Origin of the sequence: Dietzia papillomatosis NBRC 105045, from assembly GCF_001570845.1 — a bacterium.
Taxonomy (GTDB): domain Bacteria; phylum Actinomycetota; class Actinomycetes; order Mycobacteriales; family Mycobacteriaceae; genus Dietzia; species Dietzia cinnamea.
In genome coordinates this window covers 1-18,868 of the sequence record NZ_BCSL01000021.1, presented here as the reverse complement: position 1 = coordinate 18,868, position 18,868 = coordinate 1, and the positions used below count along the sequence as shown (strand labels likewise).

The 18,868-nt window shown below is 71.3% G+C and carries 22 protein-coding genes; 4 read left to right on the top strand and 18 right to left on the bottom strand.

Annotated features, from left to right (window positions below; genetic code table 11):
* Positions 1 to 119 precede the first annotated feature (119 nt).
* The 18 genes from pyk to hisD all read right to left on the bottom strand — a co-directional run bounded on the left by pyk (position 120) and on the right by hisD (position 16,072).
* Positions 120 to 1,538: a pyruvate kinase gene (gene pyk, locus DPA01S_RS09145; protein ID WP_061228784.1), complete on the bottom strand. Its 1,419-nt coding sequence runs from the start codon at positions 1,536 to 1,538 to the stop codon at positions 120 to 122.
* Between the two features lie 46 nt (positions 1,539 to 1,584).
* Positions 1,585 to 2,490: a prolipoprotein diacylglyceryl transferase gene (gene lgt, locus DPA01S_RS09140; RefSeq protein ID WP_061228785.1), complete on the bottom strand. Its 906-nt coding sequence runs from the start codon at positions 2,488 to 2,490 to the stop codon at positions 1,585 to 1,587.
* Positions 2,487 to 3,278: a tryptophan synthase subunit alpha gene (gene trpA, locus DPA01S_RS09135; protein ID WP_061915612.1), complete on the bottom strand. Its 792-nt coding sequence runs from the start codon at positions 3,276 to 3,278 to the stop codon at positions 2,487 to 2,489. The genes lgt and trpA overlap by 4 nt, the downstream gene beginning before the upstream one ends.
* Positions 3,275 to 4,570, bottom strand: a complete 1,296-nt coding sequence (trpB, locus tag DPA01S_RS09130) for a tryptophan synthase subunit beta (protein WP_061228809.1) — start codon at positions 4,568 to 4,570, stop codon at positions 3,275 to 3,277. The genes trpA and trpB overlap by 4 nt, the downstream gene beginning before the upstream one ends.
* 67 nt (positions 4,571 to 4,637) lie before the next feature.
* Positions 4,638 to 5,450, bottom strand: coding sequence for an indole-3-glycerol phosphate synthase TrpC (gene trpC, locus DPA01S_RS09125; protein ID WP_061228787.1), 813 nt, complete (start codon positions 5,448 to 5,450; stop codon positions 4,638 to 4,640).
* 98 nt (positions 5,451 to 5,548) lie between these two features.
* Positions 5,549 to 6,199: a TIGR02234 family membrane protein gene (locus DPA01S_RS09120; protein ID WP_061228788.1), complete on the bottom strand. Its 651-nt coding sequence runs from the start codon at positions 6,197 to 6,199 to the stop codon at positions 5,549 to 5,551.
* Entirely contained in the window at positions 6,196 to 7,737 is a 1,542-nt protein-coding gene (locus DPA01S_RS09115) for an anthranilate synthase component I (RefSeq protein WP_061228789.1), read from the bottom strand. Before DPA01S_RS09115 ends, DPA01S_RS09120 begins: the two co-directional genes overlap by 4 nt.
* Positions 7,734 to 7,913, bottom strand: coding sequence for a tautomerase family protein (locus tag DPA01S_RS09110; RefSeq protein WP_007632015.1), 180 nt, complete (start codon positions 7,911 to 7,913; stop codon positions 7,734 to 7,736). The genes DPA01S_RS09115 and DPA01S_RS09110 overlap by 4 nt, the downstream gene beginning before the upstream one ends.
* A gap of 5 nt (positions 7,914 to 7,918) precedes the next feature.
* Complete coding sequence (gene hisI, locus DPA01S_RS09105; RefSeq protein ID WP_007632014.1) at positions 7,919 to 8,272, bottom strand: phosphoribosyl-AMP cyclohydrolase; 354 nt, start codon at positions 8,270 to 8,272, stop codon at positions 7,919 to 7,921.
* Positions 8,269 to 9,042 carry an imidazole glycerol phosphate synthase subunit HisF gene (hisF, locus tag DPA01S_RS09100; RefSeq protein WP_061228790.1) on the bottom strand — a complete coding sequence of 258 codons (774 nt, stop codon included), beginning with the start codon at positions 9,040 to 9,042 and terminating at the stop codon, positions 8,269 to 8,271. Before hisF ends, hisI begins: the two co-directional genes overlap by 4 nt.
* Before the next feature lie 7 nt (positions 9,043 to 9,049).
* Positions 9,050 to 9,964 carry an inositol monophosphatase family protein gene (locus tag DPA01S_RS09095; RefSeq protein ID WP_061915609.1) on the bottom strand — a complete coding sequence of 305 codons (915 nt, stop codon included), beginning with the start codon at positions 9,962 to 9,964 and terminating at the stop codon, positions 9,050 to 9,052.
* 65 nt (positions 9,965 to 10,029) lie between these two features.
* The gene (gene priA, locus DPA01S_RS09090) at positions 10,030 to 10,785 is read right to left on the bottom strand and encodes a bifunctional 1-(5-phosphoribosyl)-5-((5-phosphoribosylamino)methylideneamino)imidazole-4-carboxamide isomerase/phosphoribosylanthranilate isomerase PriA (RefSeq protein ID WP_007632011.1); all 756 of its coding nucleotides are present in this window, start codon (positions 10,783 to 10,785) and stop codon (positions 10,030 to 10,032) included.
* A complete protein-coding gene (locus DPA01S_RS09085) occupies positions 10,785 to 11,036 on the bottom strand; it encodes a hypothetical protein (RefSeq protein ID WP_061915606.1) in 252 nt (83 codons plus the stop codon). The genes priA and DPA01S_RS09085 overlap by 1 nt, the downstream gene beginning before the upstream one ends.
* 22 nt (positions 11,037 to 11,058) lie before the next feature.
* Positions 11,059 to 11,724 carry an imidazole glycerol phosphate synthase subunit HisH gene (gene hisH, locus DPA01S_RS09080; RefSeq protein WP_061915603.1) on the bottom strand — a complete coding sequence of 222 codons (666 nt, stop codon included), beginning with the start codon at positions 11,722 to 11,724 and terminating at the stop codon, positions 11,059 to 11,061.
* Positions 11,721 to 12,968, bottom strand: coding sequence for an MFS transporter (locus DPA01S_RS09075; RefSeq protein WP_061915600.1), 1,248 nt, complete (start codon positions 12,966 to 12,968; stop codon positions 11,721 to 11,723). The genes hisH and DPA01S_RS09075 overlap by 4 nt, the downstream gene beginning before the upstream one ends.
* 7 nt (positions 12,969 to 12,975) lie before the next feature.
* A complete protein-coding gene (gene hisB / locus DPA01S_RS09070) occupies positions 12,976 to 13,599 on the bottom strand; it encodes an imidazoleglycerol-phosphate dehydratase HisB (RefSeq protein ID WP_061915597.1) in 624 nt (207 codons plus the stop codon).
* Complete coding sequence (locus DPA01S_RS09065) at positions 13,596 to 14,735, bottom strand: histidinol-phosphate transaminase (protein ID WP_061228797.1); 1,140 nt, start codon at positions 14,733 to 14,735, stop codon at positions 13,596 to 13,598. Before DPA01S_RS09065 ends, hisB begins: the two co-directional genes overlap by 4 nt.
* The gene (gene hisD / locus DPA01S_RS09060) at positions 14,732 to 16,072 is read right to left on the bottom strand and encodes a histidinol dehydrogenase (protein ID WP_061228798.1); all 1,341 of its coding nucleotides are present in this window, start codon (positions 16,070 to 16,072) and stop codon (positions 14,732 to 14,734) included. The genes DPA01S_RS09065 and hisD overlap by 4 nt, the downstream gene beginning before the upstream one ends.
* A gap of 241 nt (positions 16,073 to 16,313) precedes the next feature.
* Between hisD and DPA01S_RS09055 the strand changes: the two genes are divergently transcribed.
* From DPA01S_RS09055 to DPA01S_RS09045, 4 genes are all read left to right on the top strand, one after another.
* Positions 16,314 to 17,000, top strand: coding sequence for a YceI family protein (locus DPA01S_RS09055; RefSeq protein ID WP_063935166.1), 687 nt, complete (start codon positions 16,314 to 16,316; stop codon positions 16,998 to 17,000).
* Positions 17,001 to 17,071: 71 nt separating this feature from the next.
* Complete coding sequence (locus tag DPA01S_RS16780) at positions 17,072 to 17,242, top strand: hypothetical protein (RefSeq protein ID WP_156482559.1); 171 nt, start codon at positions 17,072 to 17,074, stop codon at positions 17,240 to 17,242.
* A gap of 6 nt (positions 17,243 to 17,248) precedes the next feature.
* Positions 17,249 to 18,061: an EAL domain-containing protein gene (locus DPA01S_RS09050; protein ID WP_167349552.1), complete on the top strand. Its 813-nt coding sequence runs from the start codon at positions 17,249 to 17,251 to the stop codon at positions 18,059 to 18,061.
* Positions 18,062 to 18,152: 91 nt separating this feature from the next.
* Positions 18,153 to 18,611 (top strand): Hsp20/alpha crystallin family protein, encoded by a 459-nt coding sequence (locus DPA01S_RS09045; protein WP_007631991.1) that lies wholly within the window; start codon positions 18,153 to 18,155, stop codon positions 18,609 to 18,611.
* Positions 18,612 to 18,868 lie beyond the last annotated feature (257 nt).

The following is an 18,868-nucleotide window of genomic DNA, read 5'->3' as shown; positions in this document are numbered from 1 at the left end:
GCTGTCACGTCAAAAGCACGAACTCAGACGAAAGCACCGGTGAGCGGGGGTGCTCACCGGCGCTTCCGGGTGTTATCAGATGGTGACTACAGGCGGTCGACGCCTCGTCCCCGCCCTGTTCAGTGGTCGGCCTCGCCGATCCGGTGCACGAGGATGAAGTTGGTCGACCCCTCCACCCCCGGCACGTTGCCGGCGACGATCACGATGAGGTCGTCCTCGTTGTATCCCTCGACCGGGAGCAGGAGTTCGTCGGTGACCTTCACCAGCTCCGCCGTCTCGGTGACGCGGTCGGTGAGGAAGGTCTCGGTTCCCCACGTCAGCGACAGCTGACTGCGGATGCGCGGATCGCCGGTGATGGCGATGAGTGGCAGGTGACTGTGCAGGCGGGCGAGACGCCGGACGGTGTCACCGGTGGAGGTGACCGCGACGAGCGCCTTCGCCCCGAGCCGCTCGCCGATCTCGCGCGCCGAGTACGAGATCACGCCACGCTTGGTGCGCGGGATGTGGACCAGGTCGGGTGCGGCGGTGGAATCCGACTCCACAGCCAGCGCGATCGAGGACATCGTCCGCACGGCGTCGATGGGGTACTTGCCCACGGAGGTCTCGCCGGAGAGCATGACCGCGTCCGCCCCGTCGAGGACCGCGTTGGCCACGTCGGAGGCCTCCGCCCTCGTGGGCCGGGAGTTGGTGATCATCGACTCGAGCATCTGCGTGGCCACGATGACCGGCTTGGCGTTCTCGCGGGCGATCTGGATGGCCCGCTTCTGGACCAGCGGGACCTCCTGCAGCGGCAGCTCAACGCCCAGGTCCCCGCGCGCCACCATGATGGCGTCGAACGCCAGCACGATGGACTCGAGGTTCTTGACGGCCTCGGGCTTCTCGAGCTTGGCGATGACGGGGACGTGGATGCCCACCTCGTCCATCACCTCGTGCACGAGGTCGACATCCGCGGGGGACCGCACGAAGGACAACGCGATGAAGTCGACGCCCAGAGCGAGGGCGAACCTCAGGTCGGCGATGTCCTTCTCGCTCAGTGCGGGCACGGAGACGTTCATGCCCGGAAGCGAGACGCCCTTGTTGTTGGACACGGTGCCGCCCTCGGTGACGACGCAGCGCACGTCGTCGCCCTCGACCCGCTCGACGGTCAAGCCGATGTTCCCGTCGTCCACCAGCAGGCGGTCCCCCGGGCGCGCGTCGGCCGCGAGACCCTTGTACGTGGTGGAGACGCGGTCCTTGGTGCCCTCGACGTCCGCGACGGTGATGACGACGTGGTCGCCCTCCGCCCACTCGTGCCGGCCCTCGATGAACCGGCCCAGCCTGATCTTGGGGCCCTGGAGGTCCGCGAGCACGCCGACCGCGCGTCCGGACTCGTCGGAGGCCTTGCGGACCCACTTGTAGTTGGCCTCGTGGTCGGCATGCTCTCCGTGACTGAAGTTGAGGCGGGCGACATCCATCCCCGCGTCGACCAGCTCACGGATGCCGGCCTCCGAGGCGACAGCGGGACCCAGGGTGCAGACGATCTTGGTACGACGATTCACCCGACCCAATCTAGTCCCCTCGACCGGCTGGCCGGTTAACCCGACGTCAACGGCCGGACAACGGGGGTGCGTCCGTCGGGCCGTCCCCCACCGACTCGTCCACGGGATCGCCGAGAGCGCGCAGCTCCGAGGGGGCCTCACGGCCGCGGCGGGCACGCCAGAAGTACAGCAGCGCGGCGATCATGACGACCAGCGACACGATCGTGTTGATCCGGAGGCCGAACACCTCGGTGGCGGCGTCGGCGCGCAGCAACTCGACCCAGAACCGGCCGAAGCAGTACAGCGCCACGTAGAGGGCGAAGAGCCGGCCGTGTCCGAGCCTGAACCGGCGGTCGATCAGCACCAGCGCGACCGCGACGAGGACGTTCCACAGCAGTTCGTAGAGGAACGTGGGGTGCACCGTCGCCAGCACCTGCCCGGTGGAACGCCCGATGGTCTCGGAGTAGCCGTACGCCTCGTCGTAGCGCTGGTAGATCTCCAGGGCCCACGGCACGTCTGTCTCGCGTCCGTAGAGCTCCTGGTTGAAGTAGTTCCCGAGACGGCCGATGCCCTGCGCGAGGACGACGCCCGGCGCGATCGAGTCCCCCAGTGCGCCGAGGGCCCGGATCCCCTGCTGCCGGAGTCCGATGTAGGCCCCGAGCGCACCGAACGCGACGGCGCCCCAGATGCCCAGACCGCCGTCCCAGATCTTCAGCGCGTCGACCGGGTTACGGCCCTCACCGAAGTAGCGGTACCAGTCGGTGGCCACGTGGTAGATGCGCCCGCCGATGAGCCCGAACGGGATCGCCCACAGCGCGGTGTCGAGCACGACCCCCGCCCGCCCGCCACGCGCGACCCAGCGCTTCTCGCCCCACCAAACCGCGATGACGATGCCGAGGATGATCCACAACGCGTAGGCGCGCAGCGGGAACGGGCCGATCTCCCACACGCCTTGGGGAGGGCTCGGGATCACGACGACACTCCGCGGCGACGGACACCCTCGGCCAGCTCCGCCGTCAGACGCCTGAGCGCGTCCGGCCCCTCGGTCGCCGCCGTGATGAGCGCCGAGCCGACGATGACGCCGTCGGCGTAGGAGGCGATCTCGGCGGCCTGGTCGCCGTTCCGCACACCCAGACCCACACCACAGGCCAGATCGGATATCTCGCGTACGCGCCGGGTGAGCGTGCGCGGCGCGTCCGAAACGACGTCCCGCGCGCCGGTCACCCCCATCACCGCCTGGACGTAGACGAAGCCACCCGTGCGCGACAGCGTCATCGCCAGCCGTTCCGGGGTGGACGACGGGGCCACGAGGAAGACCCGGTCGATGCCGTGCGCATCGGAGGCGGCGATCCAGTCGTCCGCCTCGTCGGGGATGAGGTCGGGAGTGATCACGCCGGTGCCGCCGGCCGCCGCGAGATCGGCGGCCAAGCGGTCGACCCCGTATTGCAGGACGGGGTTCCAGTAGGTCATCACCACGGGCACCGCGCCGGCGTCAGCGACCGCCCGGACGACCTCGAAGGTGTCCGCGACCCGGAATCCCGCCTCGAGGGCGGTGTCCGCGGCGGCCTGGATGGTGGGGCCGTCCATCATGGGGTCGGAGTAGGGGATGCCGACCTCGATGATGTCGCAGCCGCCCTCGACCATCGTCCGGACGGCCTCGATCGATCCCTCGAGGGTCGGGTACCCGGCCGGGTAGTAGCCGATGAGCGCGGCCCGGTTCTCCGCCCGGCACCGCTCGAACACGTCGCTGAGAACGCTCATCCCTCGACTCCCCCGTCCGCGTACGCACCCTCGCCGTCGTCGGCACCCCGGCTCGAATCCACCCCGGCCTCCGGCGGCTCACCACCGCCCAACAACCCGAACCACCGCGCGGCGGTGTCGACGTCCTTGTCCCCGCGGCCGGAGACGTTAACCAGGATCAGGCCGACCCCCTCGGCGGCGAGCTGGGCCGCTCCGGCGACCGCATGTGCGGACTCGATGGCCGGGATGATGCCCTCCGTACGGCACAACTGCGCGAAGGCGTCCATGGCCTGGGTGTCGGTGATCGGCCGGTATTCGGCGCGACCGATATCCGACAGCCGCGAGTGCTCCGGCCCGACGCCCGGGTAGTCCAGGCCGGCGGAGATGGAATGCGACTCGATCGTCTGACCGTCCTCGTCCTGCATGAGGTGGGCGTACGAGCCCTGGAACACGCCGGGCCGGCCGGCGTTGACGGTCGCCGCGGTACGCCCGGTCTCCACACCGTCACCGCCGGCCTCGCAGCCGACGAGGCGCACGGACTCGTCCTCGATGAACGGGTGGAACAGGCCGATCGCGTTGGAACCACCGCCGACGCAGGCGACCGCGGCGTCCGGCAGCCGTCCCGCCTGCTCGAGGATCTGCACCCGCGCCTCGGCACCGACGATCCGCTGGAAGTCGCGGACCATCGTCGGGAACGGGTGCGGCCCGGCCGCCGTGCCGAACGCGTAGTAGGTGTCGTCGGCGTGCGCGACCCAGTCGCGCATCGCCTCGTTGATCGCGTCCTTGAGCGTGGCCGAGCCGATCTCGACGGCCTCGACCTCCGCGCCCAGCAGACGCATCCGGGCGACGTTGAGCGCCTGACGACGCACGTCCACCGCGCCCATGTAGATCTTGCACTCCAACCCCAGCAACGCACACGCAGTGGCGGTGGCCACCCCGTGCTGGCCGGCGCCGGTCTCCGCGATGACGCGGTTCTTACCCATCCGCTGGGCGAGCAGCGCCTGACCGAGCACGTTGTTGATCTTGTGCGAGCCGGTGTGGTTGAGGTCCTCGCGCTTGAGGAAGACCCGGGCGCCGATCTCCTCGCCGAACCGCGTGGCCTCGTACAGAGGGGACGGCCGACCCGAATAGTGCTTCTGCAGCCGGTCCAGCTGGTCGAGGTACTCCTCGTCCGCGCGGGCCTTGGCGTAGGCGTCGGTCACCTCGTCCACGACCGCCATCAACGCCTCGGGAACGTAACGGCCCCCGAACGGCCCCCAGTGGCCGCGCTGGTCAGGCTCGTGTCCGGTGGCTGTCCGGAGCACCTCCCCCATGGTGGGCAGTGACGTCAGATCCTTGGAGTTCACGACTCCCAGTCTGCCGGAAGCCCACCACCGGGGCCTAGCGGGGCCCCTGCGGGCAGGAGGGGTGAGCACCCGCCGTGGCCAGCGCGTTGCAGGCCGCACGCGGGTCGCCCTGCGTCACCAGCCCCTCGCCGACGAGGACCGCGTCCGCACCCACGCTGGCGTACGCCAGGAGGTCGGAGGCGTCCCGGACACCCGACTCGGCGATCTTCACGACGTCGGACGGCAGGCCCGGTGCGATGCGGGAGAACACGTCCCGGTCGACCTCGAGGGTCTTGAGGTTGCGGGCGTTGACGCCGATGACGCTCGCTCCGGCCTCCAGGGCGCGGTCCGCCTCCTCCTCGGTGTGGACCTCCACCAGCGCGGTCATCCCGAGCGACTCGGTACGGTCCAGCAGCGACACCAGGGCGTCCTGCTCGAGGGCGGCCACGATGAGCAGGACCAGGTCCGCTCCGTGCGCCCGCGCCTCGTGGATCTGGTACGGCCCCACGACGAAGTCCTTGCGCAGGACCGGGATGTCGACCGCGCGCCGGACCGCGTCGAGATCGGCCAGGCTGCCGTGGAAGCGTCGCTCCTCGGTCAGGCACGAGATGATCCGCGCCCCGCCGTCCTCGTACATGCGGGCCAGCACCGCCGGATCGGGAATGTCGGCCAACGCCCCCTTGGACGGGCTCGCCCTCTTCACCTCGGCGATGACGCCCACACCCGGGTCGCGCAGCGCCTTGAGCGCATCGAGCGGGTCCGACGCGGACAGGGCCGCCTTCTTCACCGACTCCAGGTCGATGACGGCCTCGCGGGCCGCGACGTCCTCGCGGACCCCGTCGAGAATCGAGTCCAGCACGGTACCCACCGTGACCTCCCTCAGCAGTGATCGGGGCGGAAAGTGTGATCGAGATCGACAATAGAGGTCCGGAGCCGGGTTCCCGAATCGGGTCCACCCCGTCGCGGTCAACCGGTCGGATCGCGTCCTTCGTCGAGCTCCGACCAGAGGTCACGACCGGCGTCGCCGTCCGCGTCATCCCTCGCTTCTCCGCCGGTTCCGCGGCGTACGGCGGGCGTGACGTACCGGTCGTCGCGCCGCACCGGACGCGCCGGCCGCGCGAGGACGACGATCCCCGCCGCGAGCAGCGCGGCCGCGCCGGCGCCGGTGAGCGACGGGCCCACCGGCCGGGTCGACGACTCGGTGATCCGGGACCACTCCGGGATCGACTCGGAGCCCTCGGCGCCCGGCCCCGCGTTGGTCCGGGCGACCCCCTCGTCACTCGTGATCACCGTATGGACCCGCTCGGCGTCGACGCCGCCCACCGACGAGATCAGCAACGCGACGGCCGCCACCCCGAGCAGGGCGATGACCGCTCCCACGGCGCGGGCCGCGAGCCCCCGCACCAATGCCACCGCCGCAATGGCGGCCAGGGCGCCCAGCGCGAGCGGCACAAGAGCCGGCTGCCACTCGGCGCCGACGAGCGCGCGCCGGGCCTCACCCGACTGGTCGTTGAACGCGGCCACATCGAGCCACACCATCCGGGAGGCGATCCACAGCAGGGCCGCGCCGACGAGCAGCAGGACGACGGGCACCAGGAGCCGGGCGCGACGGCTCACCGGGACTCCCCTGCCGGCCGCAGCGTCTCCGCGGCGGAGACGGCCCGCAGGACCGCCATCGCCTTGTTGCGACACTCGGCGTCCTCCGAGGCCGCCACCGAGTCGGCGACGATTCCGGCCCCGGCCTGGACGAACGCGGTGCCGTCCTTGATCACCGCCGAGCGGATCGCGATGGCCTGATCGGTGTTGCCCGCGAAATCCACGTAGCCGACCACGCCGCCGTACACGCCGCGGCGGGTGTCCTCGAGGTCCTCGATGATCTGCAGGGCCCGCGGCTTCGGGGAACCCGAGAGGGTGCCGGCCGGGAAGCACGCGGTCACCGCGTCGATGCCCGTCCGCCCGTCGGCCAGGCGCCCCGTCACCGTCGACACGAGGTGCATCACGTGGCTGTACCGCTCCACCTGGCGGAACTCGGTCACCTCGACCGTGCCCGGGACGCAGACGCGGCCCAGGTCGTTGCGCCCGAGGTCGACCAACATCAGATGCTCGGCGTTCTCCTTGGCGTCGTCCACCAGGTCCTTGGCGAGCAGGATGTCGTGCTCGTCGTCGTCACCCCTGGGCCTCGTCCCCGCGATGGGGTGGGTCGTGGCGACGCCGTCGACCACGGTGACCAGAGCCTCCGGGCTCGATCCCACGATCGTGAACGCCGTCCCGCCGAACCCGTCCGGCCCCGTGCCGTCCGGGATCGTCATGAGGAACATGTACGGGCTGGGGTTGGTGGTACGCAGGATGCGGTACACATCGCGCGGCGAGGCGTCGGTGTCGACCTCGAAGCGCTGGCTCAGCACCACCTGGAACGCCTCGCCCGCGTGGATCTGCTCGATGATGTCGGCGACCCGCGCGTGATAGGTGGGCTCGTCGGTGCGACGACGCACCCGCGGATCAGGTGTGTTGAACACGCTCACCCCGCCGGCGCCGGGCTCGGCGAGACGCGCCGTCATCGACTCGAGCCGCTCGACCGCGTCCGCATACGCCTCGTCCACCCGCTCGTCGCTGCCGTCCCAGTTGACGGCGTTCGCGATGAGATGGATCCGGCCCTCGTGGTGGTCGAAGGCGGCCAGATCCGTGGCCAGCAACTGGACGAGCTCCGGCACCCGTAGGTCGTCGATCGTGTCGGGGGCGATCCGCTCGAGCCTGCGGACGATGTCATACCCCAGGTAACCGACCATCCCGGACGTCAGCGGCGGCAGGCCCACGATCTGGTCGGTCCGCAGCAGCTCGAGGGTCCGTCGGAGGGCGTCCAGCGGATCACCGCCGGTCGGCGCGCCGGCGGGGACGCTGCCCCACCACGTCGCCTCGCCGGCCTCGTCGACCGTCAGCGCGGCCGCCGCGCCACAGCCGATGAACGACCACCGTGACCAGGAGCGCCCGTGTTCGGCCGACTCCAACAGGAACGTGCCCGGCCGGTCCCCCGCCAGCTTGACGTAAGCCGAGAGCGGGGTCTCGGAGTCGGCGAGGACCGTGCGCACGACCGGCACCACCCGGTGCCCCGCGGCGAGCGCGCGGAACTGCTCCAACGTGGTGGTCGCGGTGCTCATCCGAGGGCCTTGCCGCCGATGCCGAAGGAGTCGTGCGGCATGTCGTTGACATGGACCCACACCTTCGCGGGGTCCTTGCCCGAGGCCTCCGCGTACGCCGCGGTGACGGCCTCGATGACGCGGGCCTTGCCCTCCGCGGTCATCCCGTCGAGCTGGTTGATCTGGATGAACGGCACGGCGATCAGTCCTCCCCGAGAAGTGTGGCGGTGTCGAAACAACTGGTCGTGCCGTTGTGGCACGCCGCCCCGGTCTGGTCGACCCGGAGCAGGACTGTGTCCCCGTCGCAGTCGATCTCCACGCTACGGACGTGCTGCACGTGGCCCGAGGTCTCCCCCTTCACCCAGCGCTGACCCCGCGAGCGCGAGTAGTACACGCCGCGGCGGGTCGCCAGGGTCTCGGCGAGTGCGGCGTCGTCCATCCACGCCATCATGAGCACCCGACCCGAGGTGGCGTCCTGCACGACGGCCGCGATCAGGCCGTCGGCATTGCGTGAGAGCCGCTCGGCGATGGACCGGTCCAGGACGTGCGCGGTCATCGGACCGTGATCCCCTCGGCCGCGAGCGCCTTCTTGACGTCGCCGACGGTCATCTCCCCGAAGTGGAAGACGCTGGCGGCCAACACCGCGTCCGCCCCGGCGTGGACGGCGGGCGCGAAGTGCTCCACCGCGCCCGCGCCTCCCGAGGCGATGACGGGGATCGACACGGCCTCACGGACCGCCCGCACCATCGCCAGGTCGAAACCCTCCTTGGTGCCGTCGGCGTCCATCGAGTTGAGCAGGATCTCCCCCACGCCCAGCTCCTGCCCGCGCCGGGCCCACTCGACGGCGTCGATGCCGGTGCCGCGGCGGCCACCGTGCGTGGTGACCTCCCACCCCGACGGCGTCGGCTCTGAGCCCTCGGGCACGGTGCGCGCGTCGACGGAGAGCACGATGCACTGCGAACCGAAGCGCCGGCTGAGCTCACCGAGTAGCTCAGGTCGGGCGATGGCCGCGGTGTTCACGCTGACCTTGTCGGCGCCGGCCCGCAGGAGCTGGTCGACGTCCTCTTCGGCACGGACGCCGCCGCCCACGGTGAGTGGGATGAAGACCTGCTCGGCCGTGCGGCGGACCACGTCGATCATGGTGCCGCGACCCGCGGACGACGCGGTGACATCGAGGAACGTGAGCTCGTCCGCTCCCTGCGCGTCATAGGCCGCGGCGAGCTCCACGGGATCGCCGGCGTCGCGGAGATCGAGGAAGTTCACGCCCTTGACCACACGGCCGGCGTCGACGTCGAGACACGGGATGACCCTGGTGGCGAGTGTCATGGCCGGATCACCGCTCCCCGGCCAGCCACGGGCGCGGACTCTCGGGTTCCGGCGTGGACCGGCGTCGACCGGCCTCGAAGAAGTTCCCCGGCTCACCGAGCTGCCGGACCGTGTCCAACACCTCCGCGTGGGCGCGTGGGGCCGCCGCCAGCAGCGAGGGCGAGTCGATGGACCACGGTCCACCCGTGAGGTCGGTGACGACACCGCCCGCGGCACGGATGTGGGACGCGCCCGCGGCGTTGTCCCAGGCGTAGTTGCCGAAGCTCACCGCGGCGGACAGCCGCCCTGACGCGACGAACGACAGGTCGACACCGGTCGAGCCGAACTTGCGGGTCCGCGCGGCGTCGAGGGTGAGCTGTTCGAACACCTCGCGGCGGTAGGCCGGCGGGTACGTGGTCCGGGCGCCGGTATTGAGAGAGCCGAGTCCGAGTGCCACGTCGCGGATGGAGACGTCCGACATCCGCGGGGACTCGACGCCGTTCTCCATGAGCGGCCCACCGGCGATCGAGGTGAACGTCAGGCCGAGCAACGGCAGCCACGTCAGGCCGAGCACCGGCTGGCGCTCGTGGACCAACGCGACGAGGATGCCCGCCGTCGGGATGCCCAGCGAGTAGTTGGCGGTTCCGTCGATCGGGTCGACCACCCACAGCGTGCCCTCGTTCACGGGCGGGCCGCCGAACTCCTCACCGTGCACCTCGAGGCCCGTCCCCTCAGGCAGCGCGTCGGAGATCCGGCGCTCCAGTTCCAGGTCCAGCTCGGTGGCGAAGTCGTTCCGTGCGCCCTTGTTCTGGACGCCGGGGGCGCCGACGCCCTCGACGAACCGGGGCGTCACCTCGTCGAGCACCCGCGTCGCCAGCGCGAGCGCCTCGGCGGGGTCGACGGGGAGTCCCGTCGGCAGGGTGTTTCCGGTCTGATCTGACATCTCGGGCCTCCTGCTCGAGGTCGTGCGGGGGTGGAGCTACCGGGTGAACACGGCGCTCGACGGATTCAGCGGCCGCTGACGGCGGCGAGCGCTTCGGGAAGGGTGAACCGACCGGCGTAGAGGGCCTTGCCCACGATGGCCCCCTCCACGCCCTGCGGCACCAGCGAGGCGATGGCCTCGAGATCCGCGACGGACGAGACGCCACCGGAGGCCACCACCGGCGCGTCGGTGGCAGCGCACACCTGGGAGAGCATCTCCAGGTTGGGCCCGTTGAGCATGCCGTCCTTGGACACGTCGGTGACGACGTAGCGGGCGCACCCGTCCTTGTCGAGGCGCTCGAGGACCTCCCACAGGTTGCCGCCGTCGGAGACCCATCCCCGGCCGCGCAGCCGCGGCTCGCCGTCGATGACCCGCACGTCGAGACCCACCGCGATGCGGTCACCGTGGCGGGCGATGGCCGAGGCGCACCACTCGGGGTTCTCGAGCGCGGCCGTGCCCAGGTTGACGCGCGCGCAGCCGGTGGCGAGCGCGGCCTCGAGCGACTCGTCATCGCGGATCCCGCCGGACATCTCGACCTTGACGTCGAGCGCCCGCACGACCTCGGCGAGGAGCTCCCGGTTGGTGCCCCGTCCGAACGCGGCGTCCAGGTCCACCAGGTGTACCCACTCGGCGCCGTCGTTCTGCCACTGCATCGCCGCGTCGAGCGGTGCACCGTAGGAGGTCTCCGTCCCGGCCTCGCCCTGGACGAGGCGGACGGCCTGCCCGTCGGCGACGTCGACGGCGGGCAGGAGTTCGAGGTATCTGGCGTTGGTCACGGGCATCAGCCTAGTCCGTCGTCAGCGGGGCGCTCCGCCTGCCCGCCGAGCTCCTCGCCGTACTCGGCGCGGATCGCGCGATCGGTGATCCGGCGCGACGTCAGGCCCATCGCCGCCACCGTCGCGACGACCCCGACGAGGGCGACGACCGCGCGCCCGGCGGGCGGCAGGGGCAGCAGTGCGACCGCGAGCGCGGTGAGCGCGAGAACCAGGACGCCCGCCCCCGCCACCGCCATGGCGAGCGCGGCGAACGACACCGCGGCCGGGCCGCGGTCGCTCTCAGGCGACAGAGCGGAGCCAGTTCTCGAGGAGCTGCAGGCCGGCGTCCCCGGACTTCTCGGGGTGGAACTGGGTGGCCGACAGCGGGCCGTTCTCGACCGCGGCGATGAACCGGGTCCCGTGCTCCGCCCACGTGACGTCGGGGGCGCGCAGGTGGTCGGAGGGCTCCATCTCCCACCGCTGGACGCCGTAGGAGTGCACGAAGTAGAAGCGCTCGTCGGCGGGCATTCCGGCGAACAGCACGGTGCTCGCGGGCGCCTCGACGGTGTTCCATCCCATGTGCGGCAGGACGGGGGCGTCGAGCTTCTCCACGACACCGGGCCACTCCCCACAGCCGGGCGCGCCGGGAGAGTCCTCGTGCTCGCCGTCCGAGAACTCGGTTCCGCGCTCGAACATCACCTGCATACCCACGCAGATGCCGAGAACCGGGCGACCGCCCGCGAGACGCTCTCCGATGATGCGGGGCCCCTTGACCGCCTCGAGGCCCTTCATGCAGGCGGCGAACGCACCGACGCCGGGCACGACGAGCGCCTCGGCCTCGGTCGCCACGCGCGGGTCGGAGGTCAGCTCCACCCGGGCGCCGACACGCTCGAGAGCGCGGTGAGCCGAGCGCAGGTTGCCGGAGCCGTAGTCCAGGAGCGCTACCCGCGGGGCCGTCTTCGTCATGAGTTCACCTTATCGCCGCTGTCGTCTGAGGCCAGATCTCGTACGGGCCGCGTGCGGCGTGCTCCCACCGCCGCCGGGCCGCCCACCACGAGGACGATCCCGGCCGCGACCGTGAACAGCACGACGTAACCGAAGCCCGCGAACCCACCCATGACCACCGACCCGAGCCCGGTGCCGGCGTCGAAGGAGATGTTCCACGACGCGGACGCGGTGCCCAGCCGGGAACGCGGCATCCGCTCGAACGAGCCCACGAGGGCCTCGTTCTGGATGGCGCCGAACCCGAGGCCGAAGACCACGGTCGGGACGAGGAACCACCAGGGGTTCGCCTCCAGTGTCAACAGCCAGGCGATGCCCAGCATTCCGAGAGCTGCGACACCCAGTCCGGGCCACACCAGCGCGCCGGGGCCGCGCCGGTCCGACACGAGTCCCGCGACGGTGCGGCCGACGATGACGCCGGCGCCCAGCAGGCCGAGCCCCAGCCCGGCGACGACGGCGCCGCTGCCGGAGACGATCGAGTCGAGGGCCGGCGACAGGAACGAGGCCGCCGCGCCGTAAGGCAGCGTCACCGCGACCATCACCAGGAACGGTCCGGCGAGGAGGAACAGCACCTTCCGGGGTCCCATCCCCTCGTGGTCGGACCCCTCGGGCGGGGTCGGGAAGACGTGTGGCAGACGCACCGCGGCGACGAGTCCGACGACGCCGAAGGCCGTGGCGGCCCAGGCCACCGTCGGCAGCCCGAACAGGTCGAGCAGCCACAGCCCGACCGGCAGGAAGAGCGCCTCGGAGATGCCCACGGCGAGGCCGATCAGCGAGGTCGCGCGTCCCAGCATTCCCGGCGGTGCCAGTTCGGCGACGAGCGCGGAACCGGCGACCGTCATCATGCCGAAGCCGGCGCCGCGCACTCCGCTGATGGCCAGCACCGCGAACGACCCGTCGAAGACCGCCAGCAGGCCCGAGGGCAAGCCCAGCAGGGCGCTGCCGATCCCGAGCACCCACCGGTACCCGATGATCCCCGTGAGCCGGGGGGTGGCCAGCTGGAACAGGACCGTCACCGTCATGAACACGCCGGTGGTGGCCCCGGCGACGAGTTCGCTGCCGCCGCCGCGGACGACCGCGAGCGGGACGACCGGCAGGAGCAGCGAGAAACCGCCGAACGCGAGCAGGACCAGAACGAAGGCCGCGGGGACGCCGGGGGTGCGGGCCAGGCGTGCGAACGCCCCCGAGTTCTCTACCCCCGCGTTCACGCCGGCATCACAGCGCGCCCTTGGTCGACGGGATCCCCGTGATGCGCGGGTCGGGCTCGACGGCAGCGCGCAGGGCGCGGGCCACGGCCTTGTACTCCGCCTCGGTGATGTGGTGCGGGTCGCGTCCGTAGTGCACGCGGACGTGGAGGGCGATGCGGGCGTTGTAGGCCAGGGTCTCGAACACATGCCGGTTGAGGACCGTGCCGTATGGCGCGCTGTCGTGGCCCACGATGAGGTAACCGAGCATCATGTCCGGCTCACCGGTATGCACGCAGTAGGGACGGCCGGAGACGTCGACGACGGCCTCCGCGAGCGTCTCGTCCATGGGGATCGAACACTGTCCGAAACGTCGGATCCCGCGCTTGTCCCCCAGTGCCTGACCGAACGCCTGGCCCAGGACGATCGCCGTGTCCTCGACGGTGTGGTGAGCCTCGATCTCGATGTCGCCCGTGGCGCGGACCGTGAGGTCGAAGGCGCCGTGCTGCCCGAAGGCCGTGAGCATGTGGTCGAAGAACGGCACCCCGGTCGAGATGTCGGTCTGACCGGTGCCGTCGAGGTCGATCTCCACGACGATCGACGACTCCTTGGTGGTCCTCTCGACGCGTGCCCGCCGCGCGTTGTGCTCGTTCATCGTCTCTCCTCGCTTCCGGTGGCGATCTCATCGGCCGCCAGGTCGGCGCTCACCTGCAGCAACCGGTCGTTCTCGTGCTCGAGCCCGATGGTCGCACGGAGCCGACCCGGGATGCCCACGTCGCGGATCAGCACGCCGGCGTCGAGGTAGCGCTGCCACGCGCGGCCGGCGTCCGCGAACGGGCCGTAGAGCACGAAGTTCGCCTCACTGGGCAGCACCTCGTAACCCTGCTCCTCGAGTCCGGCGGTGACCCGCTTCCGCTCCTCGGCGAGGAGCGCGACCGAGGCCAGCGTCTCGTCCGCGTGGCGCAGGGCGGCGCGCGCGGCGGCCTGCGCGATCATCGACAGGTGGTACGGCAGTCGCACGAGCAGCACCGCCTCGACGAAGGACGGGTCGGCAGCGAAGTAGCCGAGGCGGCCGCCGGCGAAGGCGAACGCCTTGCTCATCGTGCGCGACACGACCAGCTTCGCCGGGTACTCGGCCAGCAGGGTGCAGGCGCTCGGCGACGGGGAGAACTCCGCGTACGCCTCGTCCACCACCACGATGCCGGGCGCGGCGTCGAGAAGTCGACGAAGGTCGTCGAGGTCCACTACGTGACCGGTGGGGTTGTTGGGGGTCGTGACGAACAGCAGATCCGGCCGGTGGCGACCGATCGCCGCCAGCGCGGCGTCGACGTCGATCGACAGATCCTCGCCCCGAGGCACGGGAATCCACTCGGTATCGGTGCCGGACGCGAGGATGGGGTGCATCGAATAGCTGGGCACGAACCCCATGGCCGACCGCCCGGGACCACCGAAGGCCTGCAGCAGCTGTTGGAGGATCTCGTTGGAACCGTTGGCGGCCCACACCATGGCGACGTCCACCGCGACACCGGTCTGACGGGTGAGGTACGCGGCCAGATCGGTGCGGAGTCCGACGGCGTCACGGTCGGGGTAGCGGTTGAGATCCGTCGCGGCGGCGGACACGGCGGCGGCGATATCGGCGACCAGCGCTGGGCCGGGCGGGTGCGGGTTCTCGTTGGTGTTGAGCTGAACGGGGACCTCGAGCTGCGGCGCGCCGTAGGCGCTCTGGCCACGGAGGTTCTCCCGGAGTGGCAGGGCGTCGAGGCCGACGCCGGGGCGGGGGTCGGCGGTCATCGCTCGTCCCGCCCTGCGGCCAGGTCCTCGAAGCGGGCGCGCACGGCCTCGCCGTGGGCGGGCAGCCGCTCGGCGTCGGCCAGCGCCACGACGGTGGGGGCGATCTCCTTGAGGGCGGCCTGGTCGTAGTCGACGACGTGGATGCCGCGGAGGAAGGTCTGCACGCTCAGGCCCGACGAGTGGCGGGCGGTGCCGGAGGTGGGCAGGACGTGGTTGGACCCGGCGGCGTAGTCGCCGAGCGGCACCGGCGAATAGGCGCCGACGAAGACGGCGCCGGCGTTGCGGACGCGCGCGGCGTCGGCGGCGGAGTCGCGGGTCTGCACCTCGAGGTGCTCGGCCGCGTACGCGTCGACCACCTTCAGGCCGGCGTCGATGTCGTCGACCAGGACGATGCCCGACTGCGGCCCCTCGAGTGCCTCGCGCACGCGCTCGGAGTTGAGGGTGACGTCGTACCGGGCCTCGATCTCGCGGTCGACCGCGTCCGCGAACGTCTCCGAGTCCGTGACCAGGACGCTGGCGGCGTTCGGGTCGTGCTCGGCCTGGCTGATGAGGTCGTAGGCGACGTGCACCGGGTCGGCGGTCTCGTCGGCGAGGACGGCGATCTCGGTGGGGCCGGCCTCGGAGTCGATGCCCACGACGCTGCGGCACAGCCGCTTGGCGGCGGTGACGTAGACGTTGCCGGGGCCGGTGACCATGTCGACGGGCTCGAGGGCCTCGCCATCGGTGTCCTCCCCTCCGTAGGCGAGGAGCGCGACGGCCTGCGCGCCGCCGACGGCCCAGACCTCGTCCACTCCGAGGAGCGAACACGCGGCGAGGATGGTCGGGTGCGGCCATCCGCCGAAGTCGGCCTGCGGCGGTGAGGACACGACGAGGGATCCGACGCCGGCGACCTGGGCCGGGACGACGTTCATGATGACGCTGGAGGGGTAGACGGCCTTGCCTCCCGGGACGTAGAGCCCCACCCGCTCGACGGGCACCCACTTCTCGGTGACGAACCCGCCCGGGGCGACCTCGGTGACGCTGTCGCTGCGCCGTTGCGCCGAGTGGACGATGCGCGCGCGCCTGATGGCCTCGGCCAGTGCGGCCCGGATGTCAGGGTCGAGTTCCTCGGCCGCGCGGGCGATGACGTCGGCGGGCACGCGCACCGAGGCCGGCCGCACCGAGTCGAATTTCTCGCCGTGGTCGAGTGCTGCCCCGGCTCCGTGCTCGCGGACCGCCTCGACCACCGGACGGACGGTGTCGACGACGGAGTCGACGTCGGCGGCGCCGCGCGGGAGCGTACGCCTCAGCTCGGCCGTGCCGAGAGAGCGACCGCGCAGGTCGATGCGGGAGAGCATGGTGTGGCCTTTCCTCGGGAGCACCGTGGCCGCGGGCCGGATCGGCGCCCGTGTCGCGAGCACACGGTGGGCCATGACCCGCGCGGCCACCCGAATAGTCTAGTGCCGCCGACGGCGTCCGCGACTCGGGCCACCTGCCCGGGTGACCGCCGGGCGGGTCGTGCGACCCACGCACACGCCGCGCACGGATTGTCAGCCGGCGCTCATCCTTCCGCGGCCCCCGCTTTCTATGCTCGTCGGCATGCGGAAACTCCTGTGGGTGGTCGGTGCCCTCGCCGTCGTCCTCGTCGTCGTCCTCGCCGCACCGTTCGTCTACAAGGCCGCTCGCGGCGGCGATGACACCGCGCCGACGGTGATCGATGTCGAGGCCGCCGACGCCGCGGCGACCGACCTCGACGGCACCTGGGTCGTCGTGCCCGGCGAACCGCCGAACGGCACCGTCGCCGGGTACACGGTCGACGAGATGCTCCGCGGCGAGCCGGTGACGGTCGTCGGCACGACGAACAAGGTGAGCGGCGAGGCCGTGATCGCGGAGGGCGTGCTCGAGACGGGCCGTTTCGAGGTGGACATGGGCGGCCTGTCCACCGACATCGGCGCGCGCGACGAGATGGCCCGCTCGGCCGACATCCTCGACGTGGCCGGGCACCCCGTTTCGACCCTCGAGGTGGCCGATCCCGTCGACCTGGGCGCCGTGCCCGACGACGGCACCACCGCGACCGTGCCGATGCAGGTCAACCTCACCGTCAAGGGCACCACCGTCCGGACGCCCGTCGAGGTGACGGTGCTCCGGTCGGGCGATCGGATCATCGCCTCCGGCTCGATTCCGGTGACGTGGACCGACCTGGGGGTGGAACCGCCCAGCCTGGGATTCGTCACCGTCGCGCCGGACGGCACCGTCGACTTCCGGGTTGCCCTGGAGAAGCGGTGACCGTCGCCCGGAAGGGCGGGAACGGCGCGGTTCACCTCCTCGAACGGAGGGGGTGCTGTTAACATTGGCCGATGCAGCCGTGGACGACCCCGCGCCGCTCGGCGGTGTTCGCCTTCGTCCTGCTCGTGGCCACGGCCTTCGGGCGTCTCGGTGAGCTCCAGGAGTCCGGCGTCTCGCTGCACTGGCCCGTCGCGGGCGTGATCGCCCTGTGGGCGCTCGTCCTGCGCGACCGCGCGGAGTAGATGGTCGTGGGTCGGAGCGAGGGCCCCCGCGAGCGGACCCGCACCCGGGTGGAGTGGAAGAACCGGCTCGAGCGCGCGCTCGAGGCCGACGATCTGCTCCTGCATCTGCAGCCCATCATCGACGTCCCGACGCGGCGGGTCGTCGGCGCGGAGGCGTTAGTCCGGCTCGATGACGACGGCGTGGTGGTCCCGCCGTCCGAATTCGTCCGGGTGGCCGAGCGGGCTGGGATGGCCACCCGCCTCGATCACTGGGTGGTGCGGGCGGCGGTCGCGATGGCCGCGCGGCTGCGCCGGATCGAGCCCGACTTCTCGATGTGGATCAACGTCTCGGCCCAGTCGGTCTCCAGCGAGGAACTGGGGACCGCCCTGCTCGCCAACCTGGCGGACCACGGAGTTCCGCCGAGCGCGGTCGTTCTGGAACTGACCGAGACCTCGCCCGTGAACGACGTCTCCGCGGCGCGATCTTTGGCGCAGCGACTGCGCGCAGCCGGAGTCCGCCTGGCACTGAACGACTTCGGCACCGGGTTCGCCTCGTTGCTGTACCTGCGGCACCTGCTGTTCGACTTCGTCAAGATCGACGGGGAGTTCGTCGCCGAACTGGACACGTCCGATACCGACTGCACGATCGTGCGTTCCATCGTCGACCTCGCCACCGAGCTGGGCATGCAGGCGGTGGCCGAACCCGTCGGCTCGCCCGGGGTGCTCGACGTGGTCAGCCGGGAGGGGATCGCTCTCGCTCAGGGCTTCGGGATCGGCCGACCATGCACCGAGGACGAGTTCGTCACCCGCCACCTGACTGCCTCGAGCAAGGAAAGATGAGTCGGGAATACTCAACGAATGGGCTCCGTTGGACGAGGTGCGATCCCGGAAAGACCGGGCGCTCCCCGATCAGTCCTGAAGGAGACCTGCGATGGCCACCAGCAACCGCTTTGATCCGTTCCGTGAGCTCGACCGCCTCCTGGGCGAGGGGCTGCGCAGCGCGACCGCCTCGACCTCCCTGCCGATGGACCTCTACCGCGAGGGTGACCGCTTCATCGGCCTCATCGACATGCCCGGCGTCGATCCGGCGAGCATCGACATCGACGTGGAGGACCGCACGCTGACCGTGCGGGCCGAGCGTCGCTCCCCGATCGACGGCGACGGTCAGTGGCTCATGCACGAGCGCCAGTCGGGCGCGTTCGCCCGCCAACTCGCCCTGGGCAAGGGCCTGGCCACCGACAAGATCGAGGCCGACTACACCGACGGTGTCCTCCGGCTGGTGATCCCGGTGGCCGAGGAGGCGCAGCCGCGCAAGATCGCCGTCTCGCACGGCACCCAGCGCACCGAGCAGGCCGAGATCGTCGAGGGCTCGTCCGACCTCGGGAGCTGACCTCCCGCCTCGCATCGACGCGCGGTGTCGACTCACCCCGCCGCCTCATCCTCCCACGAGGTCGGGCGGCGGGGCGCGTCTCGTCTCGGCAGCCAACCGAGACGCGTTCCTGCGCGGACCCGACGTCGAGTTGCGGGAGGCGCCCCCGCTGATTGACGCCATGACCGCTTCCTCCGGCACAGGGCGTCGCTTTAAGGTGAGCGCACCGTGCGCGATAACCGGCTCTTCCGGATCCGGAGTGCGTAGCGGGGATGCTG

Excerpts from the sequence above, each read along its gene's own strand:
- hisH (WP_061915603.1), bottom strand. The coding sequence starts at position 11,724 with ATGACGAAGACGGCCCCGCGGGTAGCGCTCCTGGACTACGGCTCCGGC.
- trpB (WP_061228809.1), bottom strand. The coding sequence starts at position 4,570 with ATGGGGGAGGTGCTCCGGACAGCCACCGGACACGAGCCTGACCAGCGC.
- DPA01S_RS09115 (WP_061228789.1), bottom strand. The coding sequence starts at position 7,737 with ATGAGCACCGCGACCACCACGTTGGAGCAGTTCCGCGCGCTCGCCGCG.
- hisD (WP_061228798.1), bottom strand. The coding sequence starts at position 16,072 with ATGCTCTCCCGCATCGACCTGCGCGGTCGCTCTCTCGGCACGGCCGAG.
- DPA01S_RS09055 (WP_063935166.1), top strand. The coding sequence starts at position 16,314 with ATGCGGAAACTCCTGTGGGTGGTCGGTGCCCTCGCCGTCGTCCTCGTC.
- hisF (WP_061228790.1), bottom strand. The coding sequence starts at position 9,042 with ATGACACTCGCCACCAGGGTCATCCCGTGTCTCGACGTCGACGCCGGC.
- DPA01S_RS16780 (WP_156482559.1), top strand. The coding sequence starts at position 17,072 with ATGCAGCCGTGGACGACCCCGCGCCGCTCGGCGGTGTTCGCCTTCGTC.
- hisI (WP_007632014.1), bottom strand. The coding sequence starts at position 8,272 with ATGACCGCGCACGTCCTGGACCGGTCCATCGCCGAGCGGCTCTCACGC.
- DPA01S_RS09045 (WP_007631991.1), top strand. The coding sequence starts at position 18,153 with ATGGCCACCAGCAACCGCTTTGATCCGTTCCGTGAGCTCGACCGCCTC.
- DPA01S_RS09095 (WP_061915609.1), bottom strand. The coding sequence starts at position 9,964 with ATGTCAGATCAGACCGGAAACACCCTGCCGACGGGACTCCCCGTCGAC.
- trpA (WP_061915612.1), bottom strand. The coding sequence starts at position 3,278 with ATGAGCGTTCTCAGCGACGTGTTCGAGCGGTGCCGGGCGGAGAACCGG.
- hisB (WP_061915597.1), bottom strand. The coding sequence starts at position 13,599 with ATGAACGAGCACAACGCGCGGCGGGCACGCGTCGAGAGGACCACCAAG.
- priA (WP_007632011.1), bottom strand. The coding sequence starts at position 10,785 with ATGCCCGTGACCAACGCCAGATACCTCGAACTCCTGCCCGCCGTCGAC.
- DPA01S_RS09065 (WP_061228797.1), bottom strand. The coding sequence starts at position 14,735 with ATGACCGCCGACCCCCGCCCCGGCGTCGGCCTCGACGCCCTGCCACTC.